This window comes from Cupriavidus sp. CuC1 (assembly GCF_044627735.1).
GTDB classification, from domain to species: Bacteria; Pseudomonadota; Gammaproteobacteria; order Burkholderiales; family Burkholderiaceae; genus Cupriavidus; species Cupriavidus ulmosensis.
In genome coordinates, this window is record NZ_JBIUHC010000185.1 from 1 (window position 1) to 18,449 (window position 18,449).

Genomic DNA, 18,449 nt, shown 5'->3' on the forward strand with positions numbered 1-18,449 from the left:
GTACCGGCGGCGAGCGCGCCCGCGCCAAGCGCCACGCCACCCAGGCCCGCGCCCTGGCGCAGGAAGAGGCGCCGGCCAGGCTGCGGCTGCCCGTTCATATTCTCGTTGTTGTCGATCATTGGCTCAGGTCTTGTGCGTGGGCTTGCGGCCAATCACGTATCGAAAATGGCGCACTCTATGCCACCGCGCAGCCTCACGGAACGAAGAAAAACGCATGCTGATATGCGTTGCCGCAGCGCGATTGCCACCCGTGGTTCATATGCGCGCAGGCCATATCCAAAGCCAAAAACATTCCTTCTGCCATGCCGACAGCGCCGCGTATCTTGAGAGCCGTTGGTGAAATTCTTTCCCCTTCTTTCCCCTCAGGCACAGGACACAGGACCACACTCAAGATGGCAATCACGCGACGAACCCTTCTCAAACGCCTTGCAGTATCCGGCCTGGGTGCCGCCGCGTCGGCTGGCCCGCTCAGCGCATTCAGCGCGGTGGGCGCGGCCCGGCCAGACGTGATCCGCATTGGCGTGGCGCAGCCGGCCACCGGCACGCCGCCCACCTTCGCGGGCAGCTCCTTGGCCATTGCGCATGCGCGCGGCTGGCTGGAGGAGGCATTCAAGCCGTCCGGCACGCGCATCGAATGGCTGTTCTTCAAGGGCGCCGGGCCGGCCGTGAATGAAGCCATCAGCACCAACCAGCTCGATTTTGCGTTGCAGGGTGACCTGCCTGCCATCGTGGCGCGCGCGGCGGGCCTCAAGACGCGGCTGGTGCTGGCCACGGGCGTGCGCACCAACATCTATATCGGCGTGCCGCCGGACTCCCCGCTCAAGACGGTGGCGGACCTGCGCGGCAAGCGCGTGTCGCTGTTCAAGGGCACCAATATGCATCTGCCCGCGCTGCGCCTGCTCGAAGCCAACGGGCTGGCCGAAAAGGACCTGCGGCTGCTGAACCTGGACACCGCCGGCTACCTGGCAGCCCTCACCACGCGCGATATCGACGGCGCCATCGGCGCGATGGACATCCTGCGCCTGCGCGACAAGGGCGCGGTGCGCATCCTGTATTCCAGCAAGAACCAGTCGCCGATCTACACCCGCCAGAGCCATGTGCTGGTGACCGACGCCTTCGCCAGCAAGTATCCCGAAGCCACCCAGCAACTGGTCAAGACCGCGGTGCAAGGCGCGCGCTGGGCCTCCGACGAAAAGAACCGCGAAGACGTGCTGCGCACCTGGGCGCGCGCCGGCACGCCGTACGAGCACTGGAAGGAAGACTACGAGGGCGAGCCGCTGCGCGTGCGGCTGAACCCGAACTTCGACCCCTTCCTGGTGGCCCGCTACAAGGACGCCACCGAGCAGGCTTACCGCCTGCGGCTCTCACGCGCGAAGTTCGACGTGGACCAGTGGATCGACCCGAGCTTCCTGAAAGCCGCGCTGAACGACCTGAGCCTGCAAAGCTATTGGCCGGTCTACCAGCCCAACGGCAAGATCCTCGGAGCCTGACGCGATGGCGGCCAACGATACCCTGGCGCTGCCGGCTGCGGCGGGCGCCTCCCCCGCGCAAGGCGGCAAGGGCCTGCGCGGCTGGCGGCCCACCCGGCAGCACGCTGCCTGGCTGCTGGCCTGGCCCGTGCCGCTGGCGCTGCTGCTGGTGTGGTACGTGGCGGCGCGCTTCGCATGGATTCCGCCGCAGGTGCTCCCCGCGCCCGACACCGTCTGGCACACGCTCACGGACCTCTACCAGAGCGGCGAGCTGCAGGCCAACCTGGCCGTCAGCGCCATGCGCGTGGCGGGCGGCTTTGCGCTGGGCCTGGCCGGCGGGCTGGCGCTGGGCGTGGCGATGGGCCTGTCGCCCGGCTTGCGCGACTACGTCTATCCCACCTTCAAGGCCTTCAGCCAGGTGCCCGTGCTGGGCTGGCTGCCGCTGCTGATGCTGCTGGTCGGCATCGACGAGGCGCTCAAGATCATCCTGATCGCCAAGGCGTCGCTGGTGCCCATCGCGCTCAATACCTACAAGGGCATCCAGAACGTGCCCACACGCTATATCGAGGTGGCGCGGGTGTTGCGCTTCACGCGCTGGCAGCTGCTGTCGCGGGTGGTGTTTCCCGCCGCCGCCGCGCCGATCTGGGGCGGCATCCGCTACGGCCTGACGCACGCCTGGCTGGCGCTGGTGGTGGTGGAGCTGCTGGCCTCCTCCGAAGGGCTGGGCTACATGATCGTGTACGGCCGGCAGCTGTTCCAGCTCGACATGGTGATTGCCGCGGTGATCGTGGTGGGCGCGGTGGGATTCGCGCTGGACAAGGTGCTGGCGCTGGCCGAGCGCGCGGTATTGCGCTGGCGCAAGCCGGGGCTTTGAGCCGCGGCGCGAAACAACAGCAAAGGAAGAACAACATGGCCGATGCCTCCACGACACTGGTAACGAAACCCGTCAAGCCACGCTCCCTGCGCGCCCCGGGCATCCCCCGCGCGCTGCGCGGCTGGGTCCTGCCCCTCGGGCTGATCGTGCTGTGGTGGGCCGCGGTGCGCTTTGGCTGGAGCACTTCACCGCTGCTGGTGCCGGTGTCCAAGGTCTGGGCCACGGCGGTGGAACAGGTGCGCAGCGGCGCGCTGTTTGTTGCGCTGTCGTCCAGCCTGTGGCGTGATCTGGCCGGCTTCGCGCTGGGCGCCAGCGTGGGCCTGTTGTTCGGCACCGCGCTGGGGCTGTCGCGGCTGTTCGAGCAACTGGTCGGGCCGACGTTCCACACCATCAAGCAGATCTCGCTGTTTGCCTGGATCCCGCTGATCTCGGTGTGGTTCGGGCTGGGCGACACCGCCAAGGTGGTGTTCCTGTCGCTCGCGGCCTTTTTCCCGGTGGTGCTCAACACCTTCGAAGGCATCCGCGGCGTGCCCGCCGATCTGCTGGAAGTGGCCAACGTATTGAAGTATTCGCGCCGGCAGGTGCTGCTGCGCGTGGTGCTGCCATCCGCCTCGCCGTCGATCTTCGCCGGCATCCACCTGGCGCTGATCTACGCCTGGCTGGCCACGCTCGGCGCCGAGTACATGCTGGTGTCCGGCAAGGGCATCGGCAACACCCTGACCGATGGCCGCGAGAATTTCTGGATGGACCTGGTGATCTTCGGCGTGATCGTGGTCGGGCTGGTCGGCTTTACGCTGAACTGGATCGCCAGCCGCATCGAGCGCCGCCTGCTGGCGTGGCGCGGGCGCTCGGTCGCCGCGTTCTGAACCCACTGCTTCTGACCAAATCCTGGAGACCTGTCATGGCCCGAGCCGGCACGCTCAACATCGCGCACCTGCGCAAGCAGTACGAAGTCAAGGGCGAGCCCCTGCCCGTACTCGAGGACATCACGCTGTCCATCGCCCCCGGCGAGTTCGTCAGCATCGTCGGCGCCAGCGGCTGCGGAAAATCCACGCTGCTGCGGCTGGTGGTGGGGCTGGAGGAGGACTACAAGGGCGAGATCCTGCTCGACGGAAAGCGCGTGGTGGGCACCAGCCTTGACCGCGGCATCGTGTTCCAGGAGCACCGCCTGTTTCCGTGGCTCACGGTTGAGCAGAACATCCGCATGGCGCTGCTCAACGCCAACCTCACCGAAACCGACAAGCGCCGCACGGTGCGCGAGCATATCGAGCTGGTGGGGCTGGCCGGCTTCGAGACCGCGTTCCCGCACCAGCTATCGGGCGGCATGTCGCAGCGCGTGGCCATTGCCCGCGCACTGGTCACGCGCCCGGAGATCCTGCTGCTCGACGAGCCCTTCGGCGCGCTCGACGCGCTCACCCGCGCCTACCTGCAGCAAGAGCTGCACCGCATCTGGCAGGCCGAGGGCATCACCATGATCCTGGTCACCCACGATGTCGAAGAAGCCATCTACCTGGGCGATCGCGTGGTGGTGATGGAGCCGCGCCCGGGGCGCATCCGGCGCATCCTGCCGGTGCCGCTGGCGCACCCGCGCGACCGCGCCGCGCTGGGCTTCGCGCGCGTCAAGGACGACGTGCTGCAGGAGTTCACCGGGCGCCTCGCCGATCTCGCCGAAGCGCCCATCAAGCGCGATGCCGAGCCGGAATACACCGACCGGCTGCCACCCAATATCCAGTTCGCGATCTGAATCGCGCCTCTCGCCCACAGGAGAATCCCAAATGACCCAGCAGCAAACCGCAGCACAAGTCACGCTCGACATCCATCCGGTAGCCGGGCGCATCGGCGCCGAGATCCGTGGCCTACGCCTCGCGCCCGATCTCGATGCCGCCACCTTCGGCGCCGTGCGCGCCGCGCTGCTGCGCCACAAGGTGCTGTTCTTGCGCGACCAGGACCACCTGGACGATCAAGCCCAGGAAGGCTTCGCCAGCCTGTTCGGCACGCCCGTGCCCCACCCCACCGTGCCCTCGCGCGATGGCACGCGGTTCCTGCTAGAACTCGACTCCGAGCACGGCGGCCGCGCCAATTCCTGGCATACCGACGTGACCTTCGACCTGGCCTACCCGCAGGTGTCCGTGCTGCGCGGCGTGGTCATTCCGGCCGCCGGCGGCGACACGGTGTGGGCCAATACGGCAGCGGCCTACCAGGACCTGTCCGAGGCCCTGCGCGAGCTGGCCGACCGCCTGTGGGCGCTGCACACCAACGACTACGACTACGCGGCCACCCGCAACACGGTCAGCACCGAAGCCATCAAGCGCTACCGCGAGGTCTTCACCGCGGCAATCTACGAGACCGAGCACCCGGTGGTGCGCGTGCACCCGGAGACCGGCGAGCGCACGCTGGTGCTGGGGCATTTCGTGAAGAAGCTGCTTGGCTATTCGTCGTCCGATTCGCAGCATCTGGTCTCCGTGCTGCAAGACCACGTGCATCGCCTCGAGAACACGGTGCGCTGGCGCTGGCGCACCAACGACGTGGCGATCTGGGACAACCGCGCCACCCAGCACTACGCCATCAACGACTACGGCGACGCGCACCGCGTGGTGCGCCGCGTCACCATCGCGGGCGATGTGCCCGTCAGCGTGGACGGACGCCGCAGCGTGGCGGTGAAGTCCGCCGCGCCCAAGCATGGCGAGCCGGCCAACCACGCGGCGCCGGCGCGCGCCGCCGCATAAGGGAGCCACGGATGAGCCAACCCGCACCAAAACGCCAGCTCAAGCTCGGCGCCTTCCTGCAAGCCACCGGCCACCACGTGGCCGGCTGGCGCCACCCCGGGGCGCAGGCCAACGCCGGGCAAAGCCTGGCGCACTACGTGCGGCTGGCGCAAAGTGCCGAGGCCGCGCAGTTCGATACGATCTTCCTCGCCGATGGCGTGGCGATCCGCTCGCTTGACGACGCCACCCTGCCCCGCACGGCGCGCGCCGCCAGCTTCGAGCCGCTGACGCTGCTCTGCGCGCTGGCGGCAGTGACCGAGCGCATCGGCCTGGTGGCCACCGTCTCCACCACCTACAACGAGCCCTTTCACGTAGCGCGCAAGTTCGCCTCGCTCGATCACCTGAGCGGCGGCCGTGCCGGCTGGAACGTGGTGACGTCGTGGTCCGATGCCGAGGCGCGCAACTTCAACCTGGACAAGCATCCCGAGCATGCGGACCGCTACGCGCGCGCCGAGGAATTCGTCGACGTGGTGACCGGGCTGTGGGACACCTGGGAGGATGACGCCTTCCTCTACGACAAGGACAGCGGCCTGCATTTCGCGCAGGACAAGCTGCATGCGCTGGACCACCATGGCAAGCATTTCCAGGTACGCGGGCCGCTCAACGTGTCACGCCCGCCGCAGGGCCATCCGGTGATTGTGCAGGCGGGCTCGTCCGAGGCCGGGCAGGAACTGGCGGCGCGCACGGCGGAGGTCATCTTTACCGCGCAGCAGTCGCTCGAAGATGCCCAGGCCTTCTACCAGGGCCTGAAAGGCCGGATGGCGCGCTATGGCCGCACGCCCGACCAGCTCAAGATCATGCCGGGCGTGTTCCCCGTGATCGGGCACAGCGAGGCCGAGGCGAAGGAAAAGTTCGAGGCACTGCAAAGCCTGATCCATCCTGCCGTGGGGCTGGCCCTGTTAGCGCAGAACCTCGGCGGCGTGGATCTCTCCGGCTACCCGCTCGACGGTCCCCTGCCCGGCGACCTGCCCGAGCCCAACGGCGCCAAGAGCCGCTTCCAGCTGGTGACGGGGCTTGCCCGGCGCGAGGGACTGACCATCCGCCAGCTCTATCTGCGCGTGGCCACCGCGCGCGGGCACTGGTCCATCCATGGCACGGCCGAGAGCGTTGCCGATCAGTTGCAGGCGTGGTTCGAAGGCGGTGCTGCCGACGGCTTCAACATCATGCCGCCATGGCTGCCGGGCGGGCTCGACGACTTTATCGAGCTGGTGCTGCCGGAGCTGCGCCGGCGCGGGCTGTTTCGCGAGCGCTACGAGGGCAACACCTTGCGTGAGCACCTGGGACTGGCGCGGCCGGCGCATCCTCGCGCGTTTGGCGCCACGCGGCAGGTGGCCTGAGCGCCGTGCATTCCCTTGCGAAGAAGCAAGGGTTGCCAGCTGGCCCGCCCGAGGCGACAGGGCTGCGCAAGCACAGCCATGCATGCGCGGTCAGAACACGTGTTTCATCCCGACCATGGCACCAAGCTGGCTACCGCCGGGTGCGGGATTGGTGCCCGTTCCCGCATTGCTGACGGACAGCGCCAGGTTGCCGCCGTTGTTGATGAAGCCGGCGGTGCCATAGACGGACGTGCGCTTGGTGAAGGCATAGACGCCGCGCGCCGCGAACAGCCATGCCTTGTCCGCGCTGTTGTGATAGCGCAGGTTGAACACCTCGCCGTCGACGCTGAAGGCCGGCGTCACCTGGTAGGCCACGCCGCCGTAGAACATATCGCTCACGGGTGCGGGGTTGGCCCTGTTGTCCCGGCGCAGCCAGCCCAGGCCGATCTTGGTGTCCCGGTTGACCAGCACATAGCCGTTGATGGACAGGCGGTCATCCGTCAGGCTGCTGCGGTTCAGCCCGGCGAAGGCACCCGGGCCGCCGCGCAGCGAATCGTAGGCGGCCGCCACGCTCCAGGTCGCAGTGTCGTACTTGAGCATCGCGGACCACTCCCGGCAGGCGCGCTGGTCCGCCGGATTCTCCCCGGCGCAGTTGGTGCCCGAAGGGCTCGGCCCCGCGTTGACCGTATCGCGGCCGAAACTGTAGGTGGCGCCGGCGGTCAGGCCGCCGAAGGTGCCCTTGTACGAGATTGCATTGTCCGTGCGTGTATTGGGCAGGTAGCTATCCAGCGAGCCCGAGCCGAAGGCGTTCGGCCCCAGGATGTCGGGATCGGCCATGGCCCAGAACAGCATGGTGTACTGCCGTCCCAGCGCGACCTGCCCCCAGTTCCCCGAGAGCCCCACCAGCGCCTGGCGGCCGAACAGGCGTCCACCCTGGTTGTTGGCGCCGCTATCGGGCCCGAACCCGGACTCCAGCCAGAAGATCGCCTTCATGCCGCCGCCCAGGTCCTCGATGCCGCGCAAGCCCCAGCGAGACGGCACCGTGCCGGTCAGGTTCGGCATGCGAAAGACATTGTCCTTTGCCGCGCCGATATGGGAGATGTACTCCACGCCCGTATCCACCACTCCATAAGCCGTCACGTTCTGCGCCGCGGCAACCACCGGGATCGCTGCCGCGATGGCTGCGACCGCGTGTCCAAGTTTCATTGTCATCCTCCCGTTTATTATCAAATTCGAGGCAAGCCAGGGGCCTGCCGCCCAATGTCGGCACGCTATTGCGTGTTCTATGTGGTACCGCTCAGTACGGCTCAGTGCGCGGCGATACGTACCGCTTGTCCGTCGGCCGCCGGGGACCGGCCAAGCAGGCCGACGCTGGCGATGGCTACCAGCAGCGGCAGCGCGAAGACGTAGTACAGGTTTGAGGTAGGCCAGCCCGCGTCGACCAGCGCGCCGGCGACCAGCGGGGCCAGCACCGCGCCGAAGCGGCCCATGCCGATCGACCAGCCCATGCCCGTGGTGCGGTTTTGCGCCGGATAGAGAATGGGCGCGTAGGCGTACAAGCCGACCATGCAGCCGAAGATGCCGCCACCGATGAACAGGGCCAGCACGAACGCCACCGACAAGGTATTGGCGTACATGCCGAATGCCACCAGCAACAAGGCGGTCAGGACAAAGCAGCTCCACAGCAGCGGCTTGAGCCCGATGCGCGCGGCGAGAAAGCCAAACAACGTGCCGCCCACGATGCCGCCGACGTTAAGCAGCACGCCGCCGGTAATCCCCTGCTGGGCCGACATGCCGGCCGCCACCAGCAGCTTCGGCGTCCAACTCAGGACAAAGTAGAAGCTGAACATCACCAGGAAGAACGAAGTCCAGATCATCAGCGTCTGCATGGCGAGGCGACCGCCAAACAAGCTGCGAACCCCGCCCTGGGCCGGCGCCTGCGCGGCGGCGCGCGCCGGCATTTCGGTAATGCGCTCGCGCCCCATGCCGGCGAGAAGCTTGTTGAGCTTGTCGACCGCACCGGCCGGGCGCCTGGCAATCAGGAAGTCCAGCGATTCAGGCAAGCGCGCCAGCACGACCGGGATCATGGCCAGCGTGACCAGCCCGCCAAAGACGAAGACGCTGCGCCAGCCGTAGTGCAGCAGCAGCACGCCGGCGATGGCGCCGCCGATCGTCGCGCCCACCGGATAACCGGTGGCCTGCAGCACGATCGCGGTGCTGCGCCACTTGTCGGAGGCGTATTCGCCGGTAATGACGTTGATGCTGGCCAGCATGCCGCCGATGCCCAGCCCGGTGAGCGCCCGCATGGCCGCCAGCTGGGTCACGCTCTGCGCGAACGCGGAACAAAGCATGCCCGCCGAGATCGTCGCCAGGCAGAGCAGGATGACGGGGCGGCGCCCGAGCCGGTCGGCCCAGGGCGCCAGGAACAGCGATCCCGCCGCCATGCCGAACAGCCCGGCACTGAGCAGGACGCCAATCTCCTTGCCGCTCAGGTGCCAGTCGCTTGAGATATGCGAGGCGGTGAACGCCATCGCCAGTACGTCAAAGCCGTCGAGCATATTGAGCACGATGCAGATCGCTACCGCCATGATCTGGAACCGGCTCATCTCGCCCTGGTTGATGGTTTCCCTGATGTCGAGCTTCATTGTCTACCTCCATGTATTTATTTTGATTCACCTCGTCGATCCGATCGATCTGACTAGTCCGATTGATCGGAACAGCAGCGGGATTGACGGCAACTACCGGCAACTACCGACGGACCACCGACGACCACCGGCAACTACAAATCCAGCACCAGCAAACCCGTCCGTGCGCGCGAGCAGCACGGCAGGAACTGATCGTTGGCGGCGCGTTCCTCGTCGGTCAGATAGGCATCGCGGTGGTCCGGCTCGCCCGCCAGCACACGCGTCAGGCAGGTTCCGCACACGCCCTGCTCGCAGGATGTCTGGATCTCCACGCCATTGGCCGACAGCGCCTGCACCACCGTCTGGTCCGGCTCGACATCGATCACCAGCCCGCTGCTCTGGACCTTCACCTGGAATGCCCCGGCGACGGCGCCCGGCACTTCGGGCGCGGCAAAATACTCCCGGTGGAGATTGGCTTCCGGCCAGCCGGCCTCCTTCGCCTGGCGCAGCACCGCGTCCATGAAGCCGGCGGGGCCGCACACATAGAGATGCGTCTGCGCGCCGGGGGCGGCGAGCAAGCGCGGCAGGTCGGCACGATGGCCCTGCGGCTCGTCGAAATAGAAATACGTGCGGTCCCGCAGATCGTCGTGCGCAAGCCGCTCGCGGAACGCCGTGTGCGCCGCCGTGCGGGTGCAGTAGTGCAGCTCGAACGACGCGCCGGTCTGCGCCAGGCGCTGCGCCATGGCGAGGATGGGCGTGACACCGATGCCACCGGCGAGCAGGATCGAATGCGCGGCGCCGGCAGCCAGCGGAAAGTGGTTCTTCGGCTCGCTGACTTCCAGCGTGGCGCCCACTGCCAACGCGTGCATGGCCTCCGACCCGCCCCGGGAGGCAGGGTCGCGCAGCACGCCGATCTGGTAGCGATGGGTCTCGGCGGGGTCATTGCACAGGGAGTACTGGCGCACCAGTCCCTGCCCGATCCGTACGTCGATATGCGCGCCCGCGGTGAATGCCGGCAGGGTGCCGCCGTGCGGCGCGACCAGTTCGAACACGGCGATGCCCGACGCCGCGTCGGCCTTGCTTGCGATCCTGACCTGCATCACGCGCCCTCCCCCTGCCCGGCCTGCCCGGCCCGCTCTTGCTGCAGCAGGCGATCGAGAATCCGGCGCGCCTGGACGCCGCCAGCATCGATATTCAGCTTGAGCAGCTTGCGCTCGGGATTGGCCAGGATATTGCGCTGCTGCGCCTCCAGCATTTCCAGGTCTTCGGCGAAGATCTTGCCCTGCCCTTCGCGGATGGTTTCGGTCAGCTGCGCGTCGTCTGCCTTGAAGTTGCGTGCCATGCCCCAGAAGTACCAGATCGACGTCTCGGTTTCCGGCGTGATGAAGTCCACCACGATGCTCGACGCCTTGTGCTGCGGCTCGGCGTGATAGCCGCCCGTGCCCGCGTGCGCCACGCCCACCTCGATCATGACGTGGCTTGGTGGCGTGAAGCGGCAGATCTGCCAGCGGTCGCAAGGCACATCGTCCGCAAGGCCATTGCCGCGCAACGCCGCGGCCCAGAACGGCGGCGGCATGATGCCCTCCATATGCCGGCCGGTCACGACCATGTCGCCCTCCACCTTGGTGGCGGGTGCCGACTCTTCGATCTCGGCCTGCCCGATGCTGGAGGCATGGACGTACGTCTCATGGGTCAGGTCCATGAGGTTGTCGATCATCAACCGGTAGTCGCAATGGATGTGATACAGCCCGCCGCCGTGCGCCCAGTCCGCGCTCACCGCCCACTCCAGGTGCGGGATCGCCGCCGCGTCGGCCAGCGCGGCGTCGCCCGGCCAGACCCAGACAAAACCGTAACGCTCGACGGCCGGATAGCTGCGGATCGAAGGAAACCCGCCGACGCGCTGCCCGGCCATCCTGGCGCATTTGCCGTCGCGTCCCATGGTCATGCCGTGGTAGCCGCAGACCAGTTGCCCGTCGCGGACAAAGCCCAGCGAAAGCGGCGCGCCACGGTGCGGGCAAAAGTCCTCCAGCGCGGCGACGTTGCCGTCCTCGCCCCGGAACAGCACCATTTTTTCATTGCAGATCGTGCGGCCAAGCGGCTTTCCCGCGAGTTCGTCCGGCGTGCAGGCCACGTACCAAGTGTTTTTCAGAAACATAGCGATCCCCTCCCTGGCGCCCAAGCGCGCCAAGGTTCAGTGACTTACGAAAGTGGATTAGGTCAGGCCGGGCGGCCTGCGCGGCGAATCAGGCTGCCGCCGAGCACCTGCGACATCGCCTGCTGGTTCTGCATGGCGATCTTGAGGTTACGGTTGGCGATGCGGCTGTGTTCGCGCATCAGCGCTTCGGCGCGGGCGCCCTCGCGCAGCTCGATCGCCTCGACCACCGAGCGGTGCTGCGCCTGCGCGAGCAGCAGCATTTCGCGCGCGCTTTCATCGATGGACTGGACCATCACGAAGGCGCTCGCGGAGGCAAACGGGATGTTCATCACTTTCTCGATCTGCCGTGCAACCAGGGGGCTGCCGGCCGCTTCGGCCAGCAACTGGTGGAAGCGCGCGTTGAGATCGACGTATGCGGAGAATTTGACCGCGGTCAGCTCGCCGGTGAGTGCCGTGTCGATTTGCGTGATGCAGTCGCGCAAGCCGCTCAGGATGGTCTGGCCGACGCCGCGCTCCGCGGCAAGCCGTGCCGCCATGCCTTCCATCGTGCCCCGCAGCTCGATCGCATCGCTGATCTCACTTTCGGCGAAGGAACGGACCGCAAAGCCGCCGGACGGGATGGGCTCGACCAGGCCTTCTTCCTGCAAGCGGATCAACGCGGCCCGGATCGGGGTGCGGGAGACGCCGAGGCGCTCAACCACCCACAGTTCGGAGATGCGGGCGCCCGGCGCGAGGTCGCCGCCGAGGATCAGCTCCCGCAATCCGAGCAGGGCCCGGACCGCCTGGGAGGCGCTGGCGCCGGCTTTGCTGTCGCTGAGGTTGTCGTTGTCGGTATGCATGATGCGTTGCCTCTACTTCTACTTATGGGGGCGAGCGTGTCCTGTGATGCAAGATGGCCGCTCTTGAATACAGAGTGTATCCATAAGAAAAAGACGAGGCAACGTGAAAGCTGAAAACCTAGGGTAAACGTCGATAAAACGCAGGAAAACCAGAAGCTGACAAGAGATCAGCAGCTCATTTCAGGCAACATCCTGTTGTCACTGAGTTTGCTGTATACAGCGCAGAATCAAGGCCTGGCGGGCAAAACCCGCTATCCGAGCAGCCAGAAACCAGCCTCCCGGTGCCGCACAAACAAAAACGACCCGGGCGCTCACGCGACCGGGTCGTTTTTCACATTGTTTGCGTTACGCCGCTCGACCGCAGCCGAACCGCGCTCAAGCGCTCAATGCACCATCATATTGGCGTTCATGTTGTGCATGATCCACAGCGAGCCCGCCACCACGATCAGCAGGATCAGCGCGGTGAAGGCCAGGGCCATCACGTTCCAGCGCTGCTCCGAGGAGCTGTCCAGGTGCAGGAAGTAGATCAGGTGCACGACGATCTGCACGACAGCCAGGCCCAGGATCACGGCCAGCGTGGTCGAGGCTTCCAGCGTGCCGCCCATCACCAGCTTGAATGGGATGACGGTCAGGATCACCGCCAGCACGAAGCCGATCACATACGACTTGACGCTGCCATGGCTGGCGCCGGCCGAGGTGGTGCCGTGCTCGTCGTGGGCGCGGTGGGCGCCGGCGGCAGAGACGTTGCTATGTTCCATTACATCGCTCCCATCAGGTAGACCACGGTGAACACGCCGATCCAGACGATGTCCAGAAAGTGCCAGAACAAGGCGAAGCAGGCCAGGCGCTTGGTCATGGTGGGGGTCAGGCCCTTGCGGGAGATCTGCCACATCAGCACGGCCATCCACAGCAAGCCGCTCGCCACGTGCAGGCCGTGGGTGCCGACCAGCGTGAAGAACGACGACAGGAACGCGCTGCGCTCGGGGCCTGCGCCCTCGGCGATCATGTGATGGAACTCGTTGATTTCCATGCCGATGAACGCCACGCCCAGCAGGAAGGTCACGCCGAGCCAGAACTGCAGGCGGGCTCGCTGGCCGTTATGCAGCGAGATCATTGCCATGCCCGAGGTCAAGCTGCTGAACAACAGCAGGAAGGTCTCGACCAGGACGTAGTTCAGCTCGAACAGTTCCTTGCCTGACGGGCCGCCTGCCACTTCGCCGCGCAGCACCGCGAACGCGGCGAACAACCCGGCGAAGATGATGCAGTCGCTCATCAGGTACACCCAGAAACCAAACACCGTGTTGGCGCTGGTGTCGTGATGGGCGTGATCGTGCGAATGATCGTGCGAGTGGGCATGCGCCTGGGCGGCGCCATGCGCGGGATAACGCTGTAGGACTTCAGTCGTCATGGTTCAGGCCTGTGACGCAATGCGCTGGAAATGGCTCGTTTCGACCGCCTGGACTTCGTGCGCGGGCACGTAGTAGTCGATGTGGTCGTCGTTGCTGCGGAAGATAAAGCTGACGATCATGCCAACCAGGCCTACCGCCGCCAGCCACCAGATATGCCAGGTCAGGGCAAAGCCCAGCGCCAGGCTGAAGGCACCGATATAGAAGCCGGCGCCGGTGTTCTTCGGCATGTGGATCTGCTCGTAGTGCGCTTGCTGCTGCGGCACTTCGCCACGCGCCTTCATGTCGGCGAACGCGTCGAGGTCACGCACCACCGGGGTATGCGCGAAGTTGTAGAACGGCGGCGGCGACGAAGTGGCCCACTCCAGCGTACGGCCACCCCAGGGGTCGCCGGTCACGTCGAGGAGCTCCTTGCGGCGGCGCACACTGACCACGATCTGCAGGATCTGGAACAGGATGCCCAGGCCGACAAACACGGCGCCGACCACGGCCACGTACAGGAACGGGTTCCACGCCGGGTTGTCGGTGTGGTTCAGGCGACGGGTCATGCCCATGAAGCCCAGTGCGTACAGCGGCATGAAGGCCAGGTAGAAACCGATGATCCAGCACCAGAACGCGTACTTGCCCAGGCGCTCGTCGAGCTTGAAGCCGAAGGCCTTCGGGAACCAGTAGGTAATGCCGGCGATGTAGCCGAACAGCACGCCACCAATGATCACGTTGTGGAAGTGGGCGATCAGGAACAGGCTGTTGTGCAGCACGAAGTCAGCCGCCGGCACTGCCATCAGCACGCCGGTCATGCCGCCGATCACGAAGGTGACCATGAAGCCCAGCGTCCACAGCACGGGCGTGGTCATCTGCACACGGCCGCGGTACATGGTGAACAGCCAGTTGAAGATCTTCACCCCGGTCGGGATGGAGATGATCATCGTGGTGATGCCGAAGAACGCATTCACGTTGGCGCCGGAGCCCATCGTGAAGAAGTGGTGCAGCCAGACCAAGAACGACAGCACCATGATGGCGCAGGTCGCGTAGACCATGCCCTTGTAGCCGAACAGCTTCTTGCCGGAGAACGTCGAGATGATTTCCGAGAAGATGCCGAATGCCGGCAGGATCAGGATGTACACCTCGGGGTGGCCCCAGATCCAGATCAGGTTCACGTACATCATGGCGTTGCCGCCCATCTCGTTCGTGAAGAAGTGCATGCCCAGGTAGCGGTCTAGGCCCAGCAGGCCCAGCGTGACGGTCAGCACCGGGAAAGCGGCGATGATCAGCACGTTGGTGCACAGCGCGGTCCAGGTGAACACCGGCATGCGCATGAGCGTCATGCCCGGGGCGCGCATCTTGAGGATGGTCACCAGGAAGTTGACGCCGGTCAGCAAGGTGCCCAGGCCCGAGATCTGCAAGCTCCATAGGTAGTAATCCACCCCCACGCCAGGGCTGTACGCGATTCCCGACAGCGGCGGATAGGCCAGCCAGCCGGTACGCGCGAACTCGCCGACGCCCAGCGAGACGTTGACCAGCATCGCGCCAGCCACGAACAGCCAGAAGCTCAGCGTGTTGAGGAAGGGGAAGGCCACGTCGCGCGCGCCGATCTGCAGCGGCACGACCAGGTTCATCAGGCCCGTCATCAGCGGCATCGCCACGAAGAAGATCATGATCACGCCGTGGGCGGTGAAGATCTGGTCGTAGTGCTCAGGCGGCAGGATGCCCGGCGAGCCGTTGGTGGACAGCGCCAGCTGGGTACGCATCATGATGGCGTCGGCAAAGCCGCGCAGCAGCATGATCAGCGCGACCACGGTGTACATGATGCCGATCTTCTTGTGGTCGACTGAGGTGAACCAGTCGTTCCACAGCCATTTCCACTTGCCGAAATAGGTGATCAGCGCGCATAGCGCCACGCCACCCAGGGCCACCATCGTCAACGTGCCCATGATGATGGGCTCGTGGAACGGGATGGCATCCAAACTCAATTTGCCAAACATCTCTACTCCTAGGAATTCGAGCCCGGCGCCGGCGTAGCGGGCGCGGCCATGGACACCTGGCTCACGCCAAGGGTGTTGCGCGAGGTGCAGACGGGACCAAACGAGGTGCCGTTGCCGGCGATAGCGCCACCGGCGCCGTCCATGTACTTGTGCAGGATGCCGTGGTACAGCTGCGGATCGACCTTGGCGTACAGCGCCACGGGATTCGCCTCGCTGGGCTTGGCCAGCGCGCTGTAGTCAGCCAGGGTCAGCTGGCTCGACGAGGCGCGGACCTGCTTGACCCACGCCTCGAAGTCGAAGTTGGACACCGACTTGGCCTTGAACTTCATGCCCGAGAAGCCGCCGCCGCTGTAGTTGGCCGACATGCCGTCGAACGCGCCGGTCTCGTTGGCGATCAGGTGCAGCTTGGTCTCCATGCCCGCCATCGCGTACACCTGGCTGCCCAGTTGCGGGATGAAGAAGGAGTTCATGATCGAATCCGACGTGATCTTGAAGTTCACGGGCGTGTTCACCGGGAACGCGATCTCGTTGACCGTGGCGATGCCCAGGTCCGGATAGATGAACAGCCATTTCCAGTTCAGCGCAACCGCCTCGATGGTGATCGGCTTGACGTTGGATTCGATGGGCTTGTAGGGGTCCAGGTCGTGCGAGGACTTCCACGTGATGATGCCCAGCACCAGGATGATCAGGCAGGGAATCAGCCAGACCACCACTTCGATCCCGGTCGAGTGGGACCAGTCCGGCTCGTAGCGGGCCGACTTGTTGCTGGCGCGGTACTTCCAGGCGAAGGTGAAGACCAGCACGATCACCGGCACCACGACGAGCAACATCAGCCAGGTCGCGATCAGGATGATGTTTTTGACGTCGGCGCCAATCTGGCCCTTCGGATCTAGCACGGCCATGTTGCATCCGGCCAGCAAGAGCAGGGCGGCGCAAGGCATTAGCCGCGTCCAACGCGGAAGTTTGGGTATCTTCATGTCACGACTGGTTGAGTTGGCCACGACAGCGACGGCGCGGCGCGGTTTTGCTGCCAGATGCGGGAGCAAGAGGCAGGCTTAAGGCTTGGGGGAAACTGGGTCAGATCCGGGTCAAGCGACCGGTGTGCCGGGGGACGCGCCGATCAGCGGCAGCCTGGCTTGGTCCTTGTGGGACGGATCGTTGTGGGACTGCGGCGGTCCACACAGGAGGACGTCGGCGTGGCGCAGCCCGACAAGCTTGCCTGGTGGGCAAACAGGGTATTCAGGTGAGGGTCGCGGTACGTCAGACATCGTGGCCGCGAATCTACCGCATCGCAGCATTGAGGGTAAACCCGTGCGCTGGAACACACTGTTCGGCAAACCGGACAATGCAGCTTCTTCTGCCATCACGCCAGCAACGCCCGATTAAGCCAGGACATTTCTGGCTGCGGCAAGGTGTCGCAGGGGTGCGCACCCTTGAAAGCAGCTGCACAAACCGCAACCGCGCTTGGGGGCAATGAGGCGGCCGCACAGGATGCCATGGCGCGCCAGAACGTGCTTGCCACCGCGTTGCACCTGCCGCGGTTCTATCCAAATGCAATAACCTTCGTTCCCCTCCCCGCGCGATTTCGCAAGCATAGGGCCGCGTCCCAAACCAGGACCTTGCTACCTCACTCGTCGACCTCGGAGAACATCGCAATGCATCCTTTCCGCCAATGGCTACCCCTCGTCGGCCGCGCCCTGGCCATCGCCGCGCTGTCCTGGTCCGCCGCGGGCCACGCCGCCGACGCATCGGTCCGCGTGGGCTACCAGAAGGCCGGCCTGCTGGCCGTGCTCAAGGCCCAGGGCTCGCTGGAGAAAAAGCTCGCCCCGCTCGGCTTCAAGGTGGAATGGAAGGAATTCCCCGCCGGTCCACAGTTGCTGGAGGCGCTCAATGCCGGCGGCATCGACTTTGGCTACACCGGCGCGCCGCCGGCGGTGTTCGCCCAGGCCGCCCACGCCAACTTTGTCTATGTGGGCGCCGAGCCCGGCGGCAAGACCAACGAGGCGCTGTTCGTGCTGGAGAAGTCGCCGATCCGCTCGGTGGCCGACCTGCGCGGCAAGCGCATCGCCTTGCAGAAGGGCTCCAGCTCCAACTACCTCCTGGTGCAACTGCTGAAGAAACATGGCCTGGCCCTGCAGGACATCCAGCCGATCTACCTACCGCCCGCCGATGCGCGCGCCGCCTTCGAGAGCGGCAACGTGGACGCCTGGGTGGTCTGGGACCCGTACTACGCGCTGGCGCAGAAGGCGCTCAAGGTGCGCACCATTGCCGACTATGAAGGTGTGCCCTCCCCCTTCAATTTCTATGAAGCCGGCAACGGCTTCGTCAAGGCACAGCCGCAGGTCGTCAACGCCATCCTGGAGCAACTACGCGCCACCGGCCTGTGGGTGGTGAAGAACCCGGGCGAGACCGCCGCCCTGCTGGCGCCCGCCATTGGCCTGGACGCGCAGGTCGTGGAAGCCTGGCTCAAGCGCGTGCCTTACGGCGCGACCCCGGTCACGCCGGAAGTGATCGCCGCCCAGCAGCAGGTCGCGGACCTGTTCCACGAGCAGAAACTGATCCCCACCGCCGTCAAGGTCAGGGACAACGTCTGGCAGGCGAGCTTCCCTCTGGCAAGCCAGTAAGTAGCCTATAAGCCAATCCGACATGCAGATTCATGGAGGGCCGGCAACGGTCCGCCGCGATGACAGGCGGAAGTCACGACTGCTACCATGCGCACTCCTGAGCACAATTCCAACAAAATGACCAAGACCTTATGAAAATCGAGACAATTGCCGTTCACGGTGGCTACTCCCCGGACCCCACCACGCGTGCCGTGGCCGTGCCGATCTACTAGACCGTTGCCTATGCGTTCGACAACGCGCAGCACGGCGCCGACCTGTTCGACCTCAAGGTGCCAGGCAATATCTACAGCCGCATCGTCAACTACCCCGGCCTAAAACGGCCGGAGCTTGCAAAGGCAACTGAACAAGCTCGGGTTGACCAGGCAAAGCGGTAACCAACCCGCTACGTTGCGAAT

17 protein-coding genes and 1 pseudogene are annotated in these 18,449 nt (G+C 65.6%); 8 read left to right on the forward strand and 10 right to left on the reverse strand.

All coding sequences use genetic code 11. The features are described 5' to 3' along the window. Window positions 1-193: 193 nt before the first annotated feature. Window positions 194-403: a hypothetical protein gene (locus ACGLHR_RS44215; RefSeq protein ID WP_400102175.1), complete on the reverse strand. Its 210-nt coding sequence runs from the start codon at window positions 401-403 to the stop codon at window positions 194-196. On the opposite strand from ACGLHR_RS44215, the gene ACGLHR_RS44220 reads away from it, so the two are divergent. Genes ACGLHR_RS44220 through ACGLHR_RS44245 form a run of 6 tightly spaced genes read left to right on the forward strand, consistent with a single transcriptional unit; the run spans window position 393 to window position 6,445 of the window. Beyond that, window positions 393-1,490, forward strand: a complete 1,098-nt coding sequence (locus ACGLHR_RS44220) for an ABC transporter substrate-binding protein (protein ID WP_400102176.1) — start codon at window positions 393-395, stop codon at window positions 1,488-1,490. The genes ACGLHR_RS44215 and ACGLHR_RS44220 overlap by 11 nt on opposite strands. Window positions 1,491-1,494: 4 nt before the next feature. Continuing rightward, on the forward strand, window positions 1,495-2,343 hold the full coding sequence (locus ACGLHR_RS44225) for an ABC transporter permease (RefSeq protein WP_400102177.1): 849 nt from the start codon (window positions 1,495-1,497) through the stop codon (window positions 2,341-2,343). Between the two features lie 35 nt (window positions 2,344-2,378). Continuing rightward, window positions 2,379-3,209: an ABC transporter permease gene (locus ACGLHR_RS44230; protein ID WP_400102178.1), complete on the forward strand. Its 831-nt coding sequence runs from the start codon at window positions 2,379-2,381 to the stop codon at window positions 3,207-3,209. A gap of 35 nt (window positions 3,210-3,244) precedes the next feature. Then, window positions 3,245-4,087: an ABC transporter ATP-binding protein gene (locus ACGLHR_RS44235; protein ID WP_318236258.1), complete on the forward strand. Its 843-nt coding sequence runs from the start codon at window positions 3,245-3,247 to the stop codon at window positions 4,085-4,087. A gap of 31 nt (window positions 4,088-4,118) precedes the next feature. Further along, the gene (locus tag ACGLHR_RS44240) at window positions 4,119-5,069 is read left to right on the forward strand and encodes a TauD/TfdA dioxygenase family protein (protein ID WP_400102179.1); all 951 of its coding nucleotides are present in this window, start codon (window positions 4,119-4,121) and stop codon (window positions 5,067-5,069) included. An 11-nt stretch (window positions 5,070-5,080) separates the two neighbouring features. Beyond that, the gene (locus ACGLHR_RS44245) at window positions 5,081-6,445 is read left to right on the forward strand and encodes an LLM class flavin-dependent oxidoreductase (protein WP_400102180.1); all 1,365 of its coding nucleotides are present in this window, start codon (window positions 5,081-5,083) and stop codon (window positions 6,443-6,445) included. Between the two features lie 90 nt (window positions 6,446-6,535). On the opposite strand, the gene ACGLHR_RS44250 is transcribed toward ACGLHR_RS44245, so the two are convergent. The 9 genes from ACGLHR_RS44250 to cyoA all read right to left on the reverse strand — a co-directional run bounded on the left by ACGLHR_RS44250 (window position 6,536) and on the right by cyoA (window position 16,407). Beyond that, on the reverse strand, window positions 6,536-7,630 hold the full coding sequence (locus tag ACGLHR_RS44250) for a porin (protein ID WP_400102181.1): 1,095 nt from the start codon (window positions 7,628-7,630) through the stop codon (window positions 6,536-6,538). 101 nt (window positions 7,631-7,731) lie between these two features. Continuing rightward, window positions 7,732-9,069 carry an MFS transporter gene (locus ACGLHR_RS44255; protein WP_400102182.1) on the reverse strand — a complete coding sequence of 446 codons (1,338 nt, stop codon included), beginning with the start codon at window positions 9,067-9,069 and terminating at the stop codon, window positions 7,732-7,734. Window positions 9,070-9,203: 134 nt separating this feature from the next. Then, window positions 9,204-10,148 carry a PDR/VanB family oxidoreductase gene (locus ACGLHR_RS44260; protein WP_400102183.1) on the reverse strand — a complete coding sequence of 315 codons (945 nt, stop codon included), beginning with the start codon at window positions 10,146-10,148 and terminating at the stop codon, window positions 9,204-9,206. After that, window positions 10,148-11,203 carry a Rieske 2Fe-2S domain-containing protein gene (locus ACGLHR_RS44265; RefSeq protein WP_400102184.1) on the reverse strand — a complete coding sequence of 352 codons (1,056 nt, stop codon included), beginning with the start codon at window positions 11,201-11,203 and terminating at the stop codon, window positions 10,148-10,150. The genes ACGLHR_RS44260 and ACGLHR_RS44265 overlap by 1 nt, the downstream gene beginning before the upstream one ends. 62 nt (window positions 11,204-11,265) lie before the next feature. After that, on the reverse strand, window positions 11,266-12,042 hold the full coding sequence (locus ACGLHR_RS44270; protein ID WP_318234700.1) for a GntR family transcriptional regulator: 777 nt from the start codon (window positions 12,040-12,042) through the stop codon (window positions 11,266-11,268). Between the two features lie 383 nt (window positions 12,043-12,425). Then, window positions 12,426-12,800: a cytochrome o ubiquinol oxidase subunit IV gene (locus ACGLHR_RS44275; protein ID WP_318234699.1), complete on the reverse strand. Its 375-nt coding sequence runs from the start codon at window positions 12,798-12,800 to the stop codon at window positions 12,426-12,428. Further along, complete coding sequence (gene cyoC, locus ACGLHR_RS44280) at window positions 12,800-13,450, reverse strand: cytochrome o ubiquinol oxidase subunit III (RefSeq protein WP_400102185.1); 651 nt, start codon at window positions 13,448-13,450, stop codon at window positions 12,800-12,802. Before cyoC ends, ACGLHR_RS44275 begins: the two co-directional genes overlap by 1 nt. A 3-nt stretch (window positions 13,451-13,453) precedes the next feature. After that, window positions 13,454-15,430, reverse strand: a complete 1,977-nt coding sequence (gene cyoB / locus ACGLHR_RS44285; protein WP_400102186.1) for a cytochrome o ubiquinol oxidase subunit I — start codon at window positions 15,428-15,430, stop codon at window positions 13,454-13,456. 8 nt (window positions 15,431-15,438) lie between these two features. Beyond that, window positions 15,439-16,407: a ubiquinol oxidase subunit II gene (gene cyoA / locus ACGLHR_RS44290; RefSeq protein WP_400102187.1), complete on the reverse strand. Its 969-nt coding sequence runs from the start codon at window positions 16,405-16,407 to the stop codon at window positions 15,439-15,441. A 678-nt stretch (window positions 16,408-17,085) separates the two neighbouring features. Between cyoA and ACGLHR_RS44295 the strand changes: the two genes are divergently transcribed. Both ACGLHR_RS44295 and ACGLHR_RS44300 read left to right on the forward strand, forming a co-directional pair. Next, window positions 17,086-18,054 (forward strand): aliphatic sulfonate ABC transporter substrate-binding protein, encoded by a 969-nt coding sequence (locus tag ACGLHR_RS44295; protein WP_400102188.1) that lies wholly within the window; start codon window positions 17,086-17,088, stop codon window positions 18,052-18,054. 131 nt (window positions 18,055-18,185) lie between these two features. Further along, window positions 18,186-18,356 (forward strand): annotated as a pseudogene (locus tag ACGLHR_RS44300) (PLP-dependent transferase); the annotation flags it as partial. Window positions 18,357-18,449 lie beyond the last annotated feature (93 nt).

Excerpts from the sequence above, each read along its gene's own strand:
- ACGLHR_RS44230 (WP_400102178.1), top strand. The coding sequence starts at position 2,379 with ATGGCCGATGCCTCCACGACACTGGTAACGAAACCCGTCAAGCCACGC.
- ACGLHR_RS44260 (WP_400102183.1), bottom strand. The coding sequence starts at position 10,148 with ATGCAGGTCAGGATCGCAAGCAAGGCCGACGCGGCGTCGGGCATCGCC.
- ACGLHR_RS44240 (WP_400102179.1), top strand. The coding sequence starts at position 4,119 with ATGACCCAGCAGCAAACCGCAGCACAAGTCACGCTCGACATCCATCCG.
- ACGLHR_RS44235 (WP_318236258.1), top strand. The coding sequence starts at position 3,245 with ATGGCCCGAGCCGGCACGCTCAACATCGCGCACCTGCGCAAGCAGTAC.
- ACGLHR_RS44295 (WP_400102188.1), top strand. The coding sequence starts at position 17,086 with ATGCATCCTTTCCGCCAATGGCTACCCCTCGTCGGCCGCGCCCTGGCC.
- ACGLHR_RS44265 (WP_400102184.1), bottom strand. The coding sequence starts at position 11,203 with ATGTTTCTGAAAAACACTTGGTACGTGGCCTGCACGCCGGACGAACTC.
- cyoA (WP_400102187.1), bottom strand. The coding sequence starts at position 16,407 with ATGAAGATACCCAAACTTCCGCGTTGGACGCGGCTAATGCCTTGCGCC.
- cyoB (WP_400102186.1), bottom strand. The coding sequence starts at position 15,430 with ATGTTTGGCAAATTGAGTTTGGATGCCATCCCGTTCCACGAGCCCATC.
- ACGLHR_RS44220 (WP_400102176.1), top strand. The coding sequence starts at position 393 with ATGGCAATCACGCGACGAACCCTTCTCAAACGCCTTGCAGTATCCGGC.
- ACGLHR_RS44250 (WP_400102181.1), bottom strand. The coding sequence starts at position 7,630 with ATGAAACTTGGACACGCGGTCGCAGCCATCGCGGCAGCGATCCCGGTG.
- ACGLHR_RS44270 (WP_318234700.1), bottom strand. The coding sequence starts at position 12,042 with ATGCATACCGACAACGACAACCTCAGCGACAGCAAAGCCGGCGCCAGC.
- ACGLHR_RS44275 (WP_318234699.1), bottom strand. The coding sequence starts at position 12,800 with ATGGAACATAGCAACGTCTCTGCCGCCGGCGCCCACCGCGCCCACGAC.
- cyoC (WP_400102185.1), bottom strand. The coding sequence starts at position 13,450 with ATGACGACTGAAGTCCTACAGCGTTATCCCGCGCATGGCGCCGCCCAG.
- ACGLHR_RS44245 (WP_400102180.1), top strand. The coding sequence starts at position 5,081 with ATGAGCCAACCCGCACCAAAACGCCAGCTCAAGCTCGGCGCCTTCCTG.
- ACGLHR_RS44225 (WP_400102177.1), top strand. The coding sequence starts at position 1,495 with ATGGCGGCCAACGATACCCTGGCGCTGCCGGCTGCGGCGGGCGCCTCC.
- ACGLHR_RS44255 (WP_400102182.1), bottom strand. The coding sequence starts at position 9,069 with ATGAAGCTCGACATCAGGGAAACCATCAACCAGGGCGAGATGAGCCGG.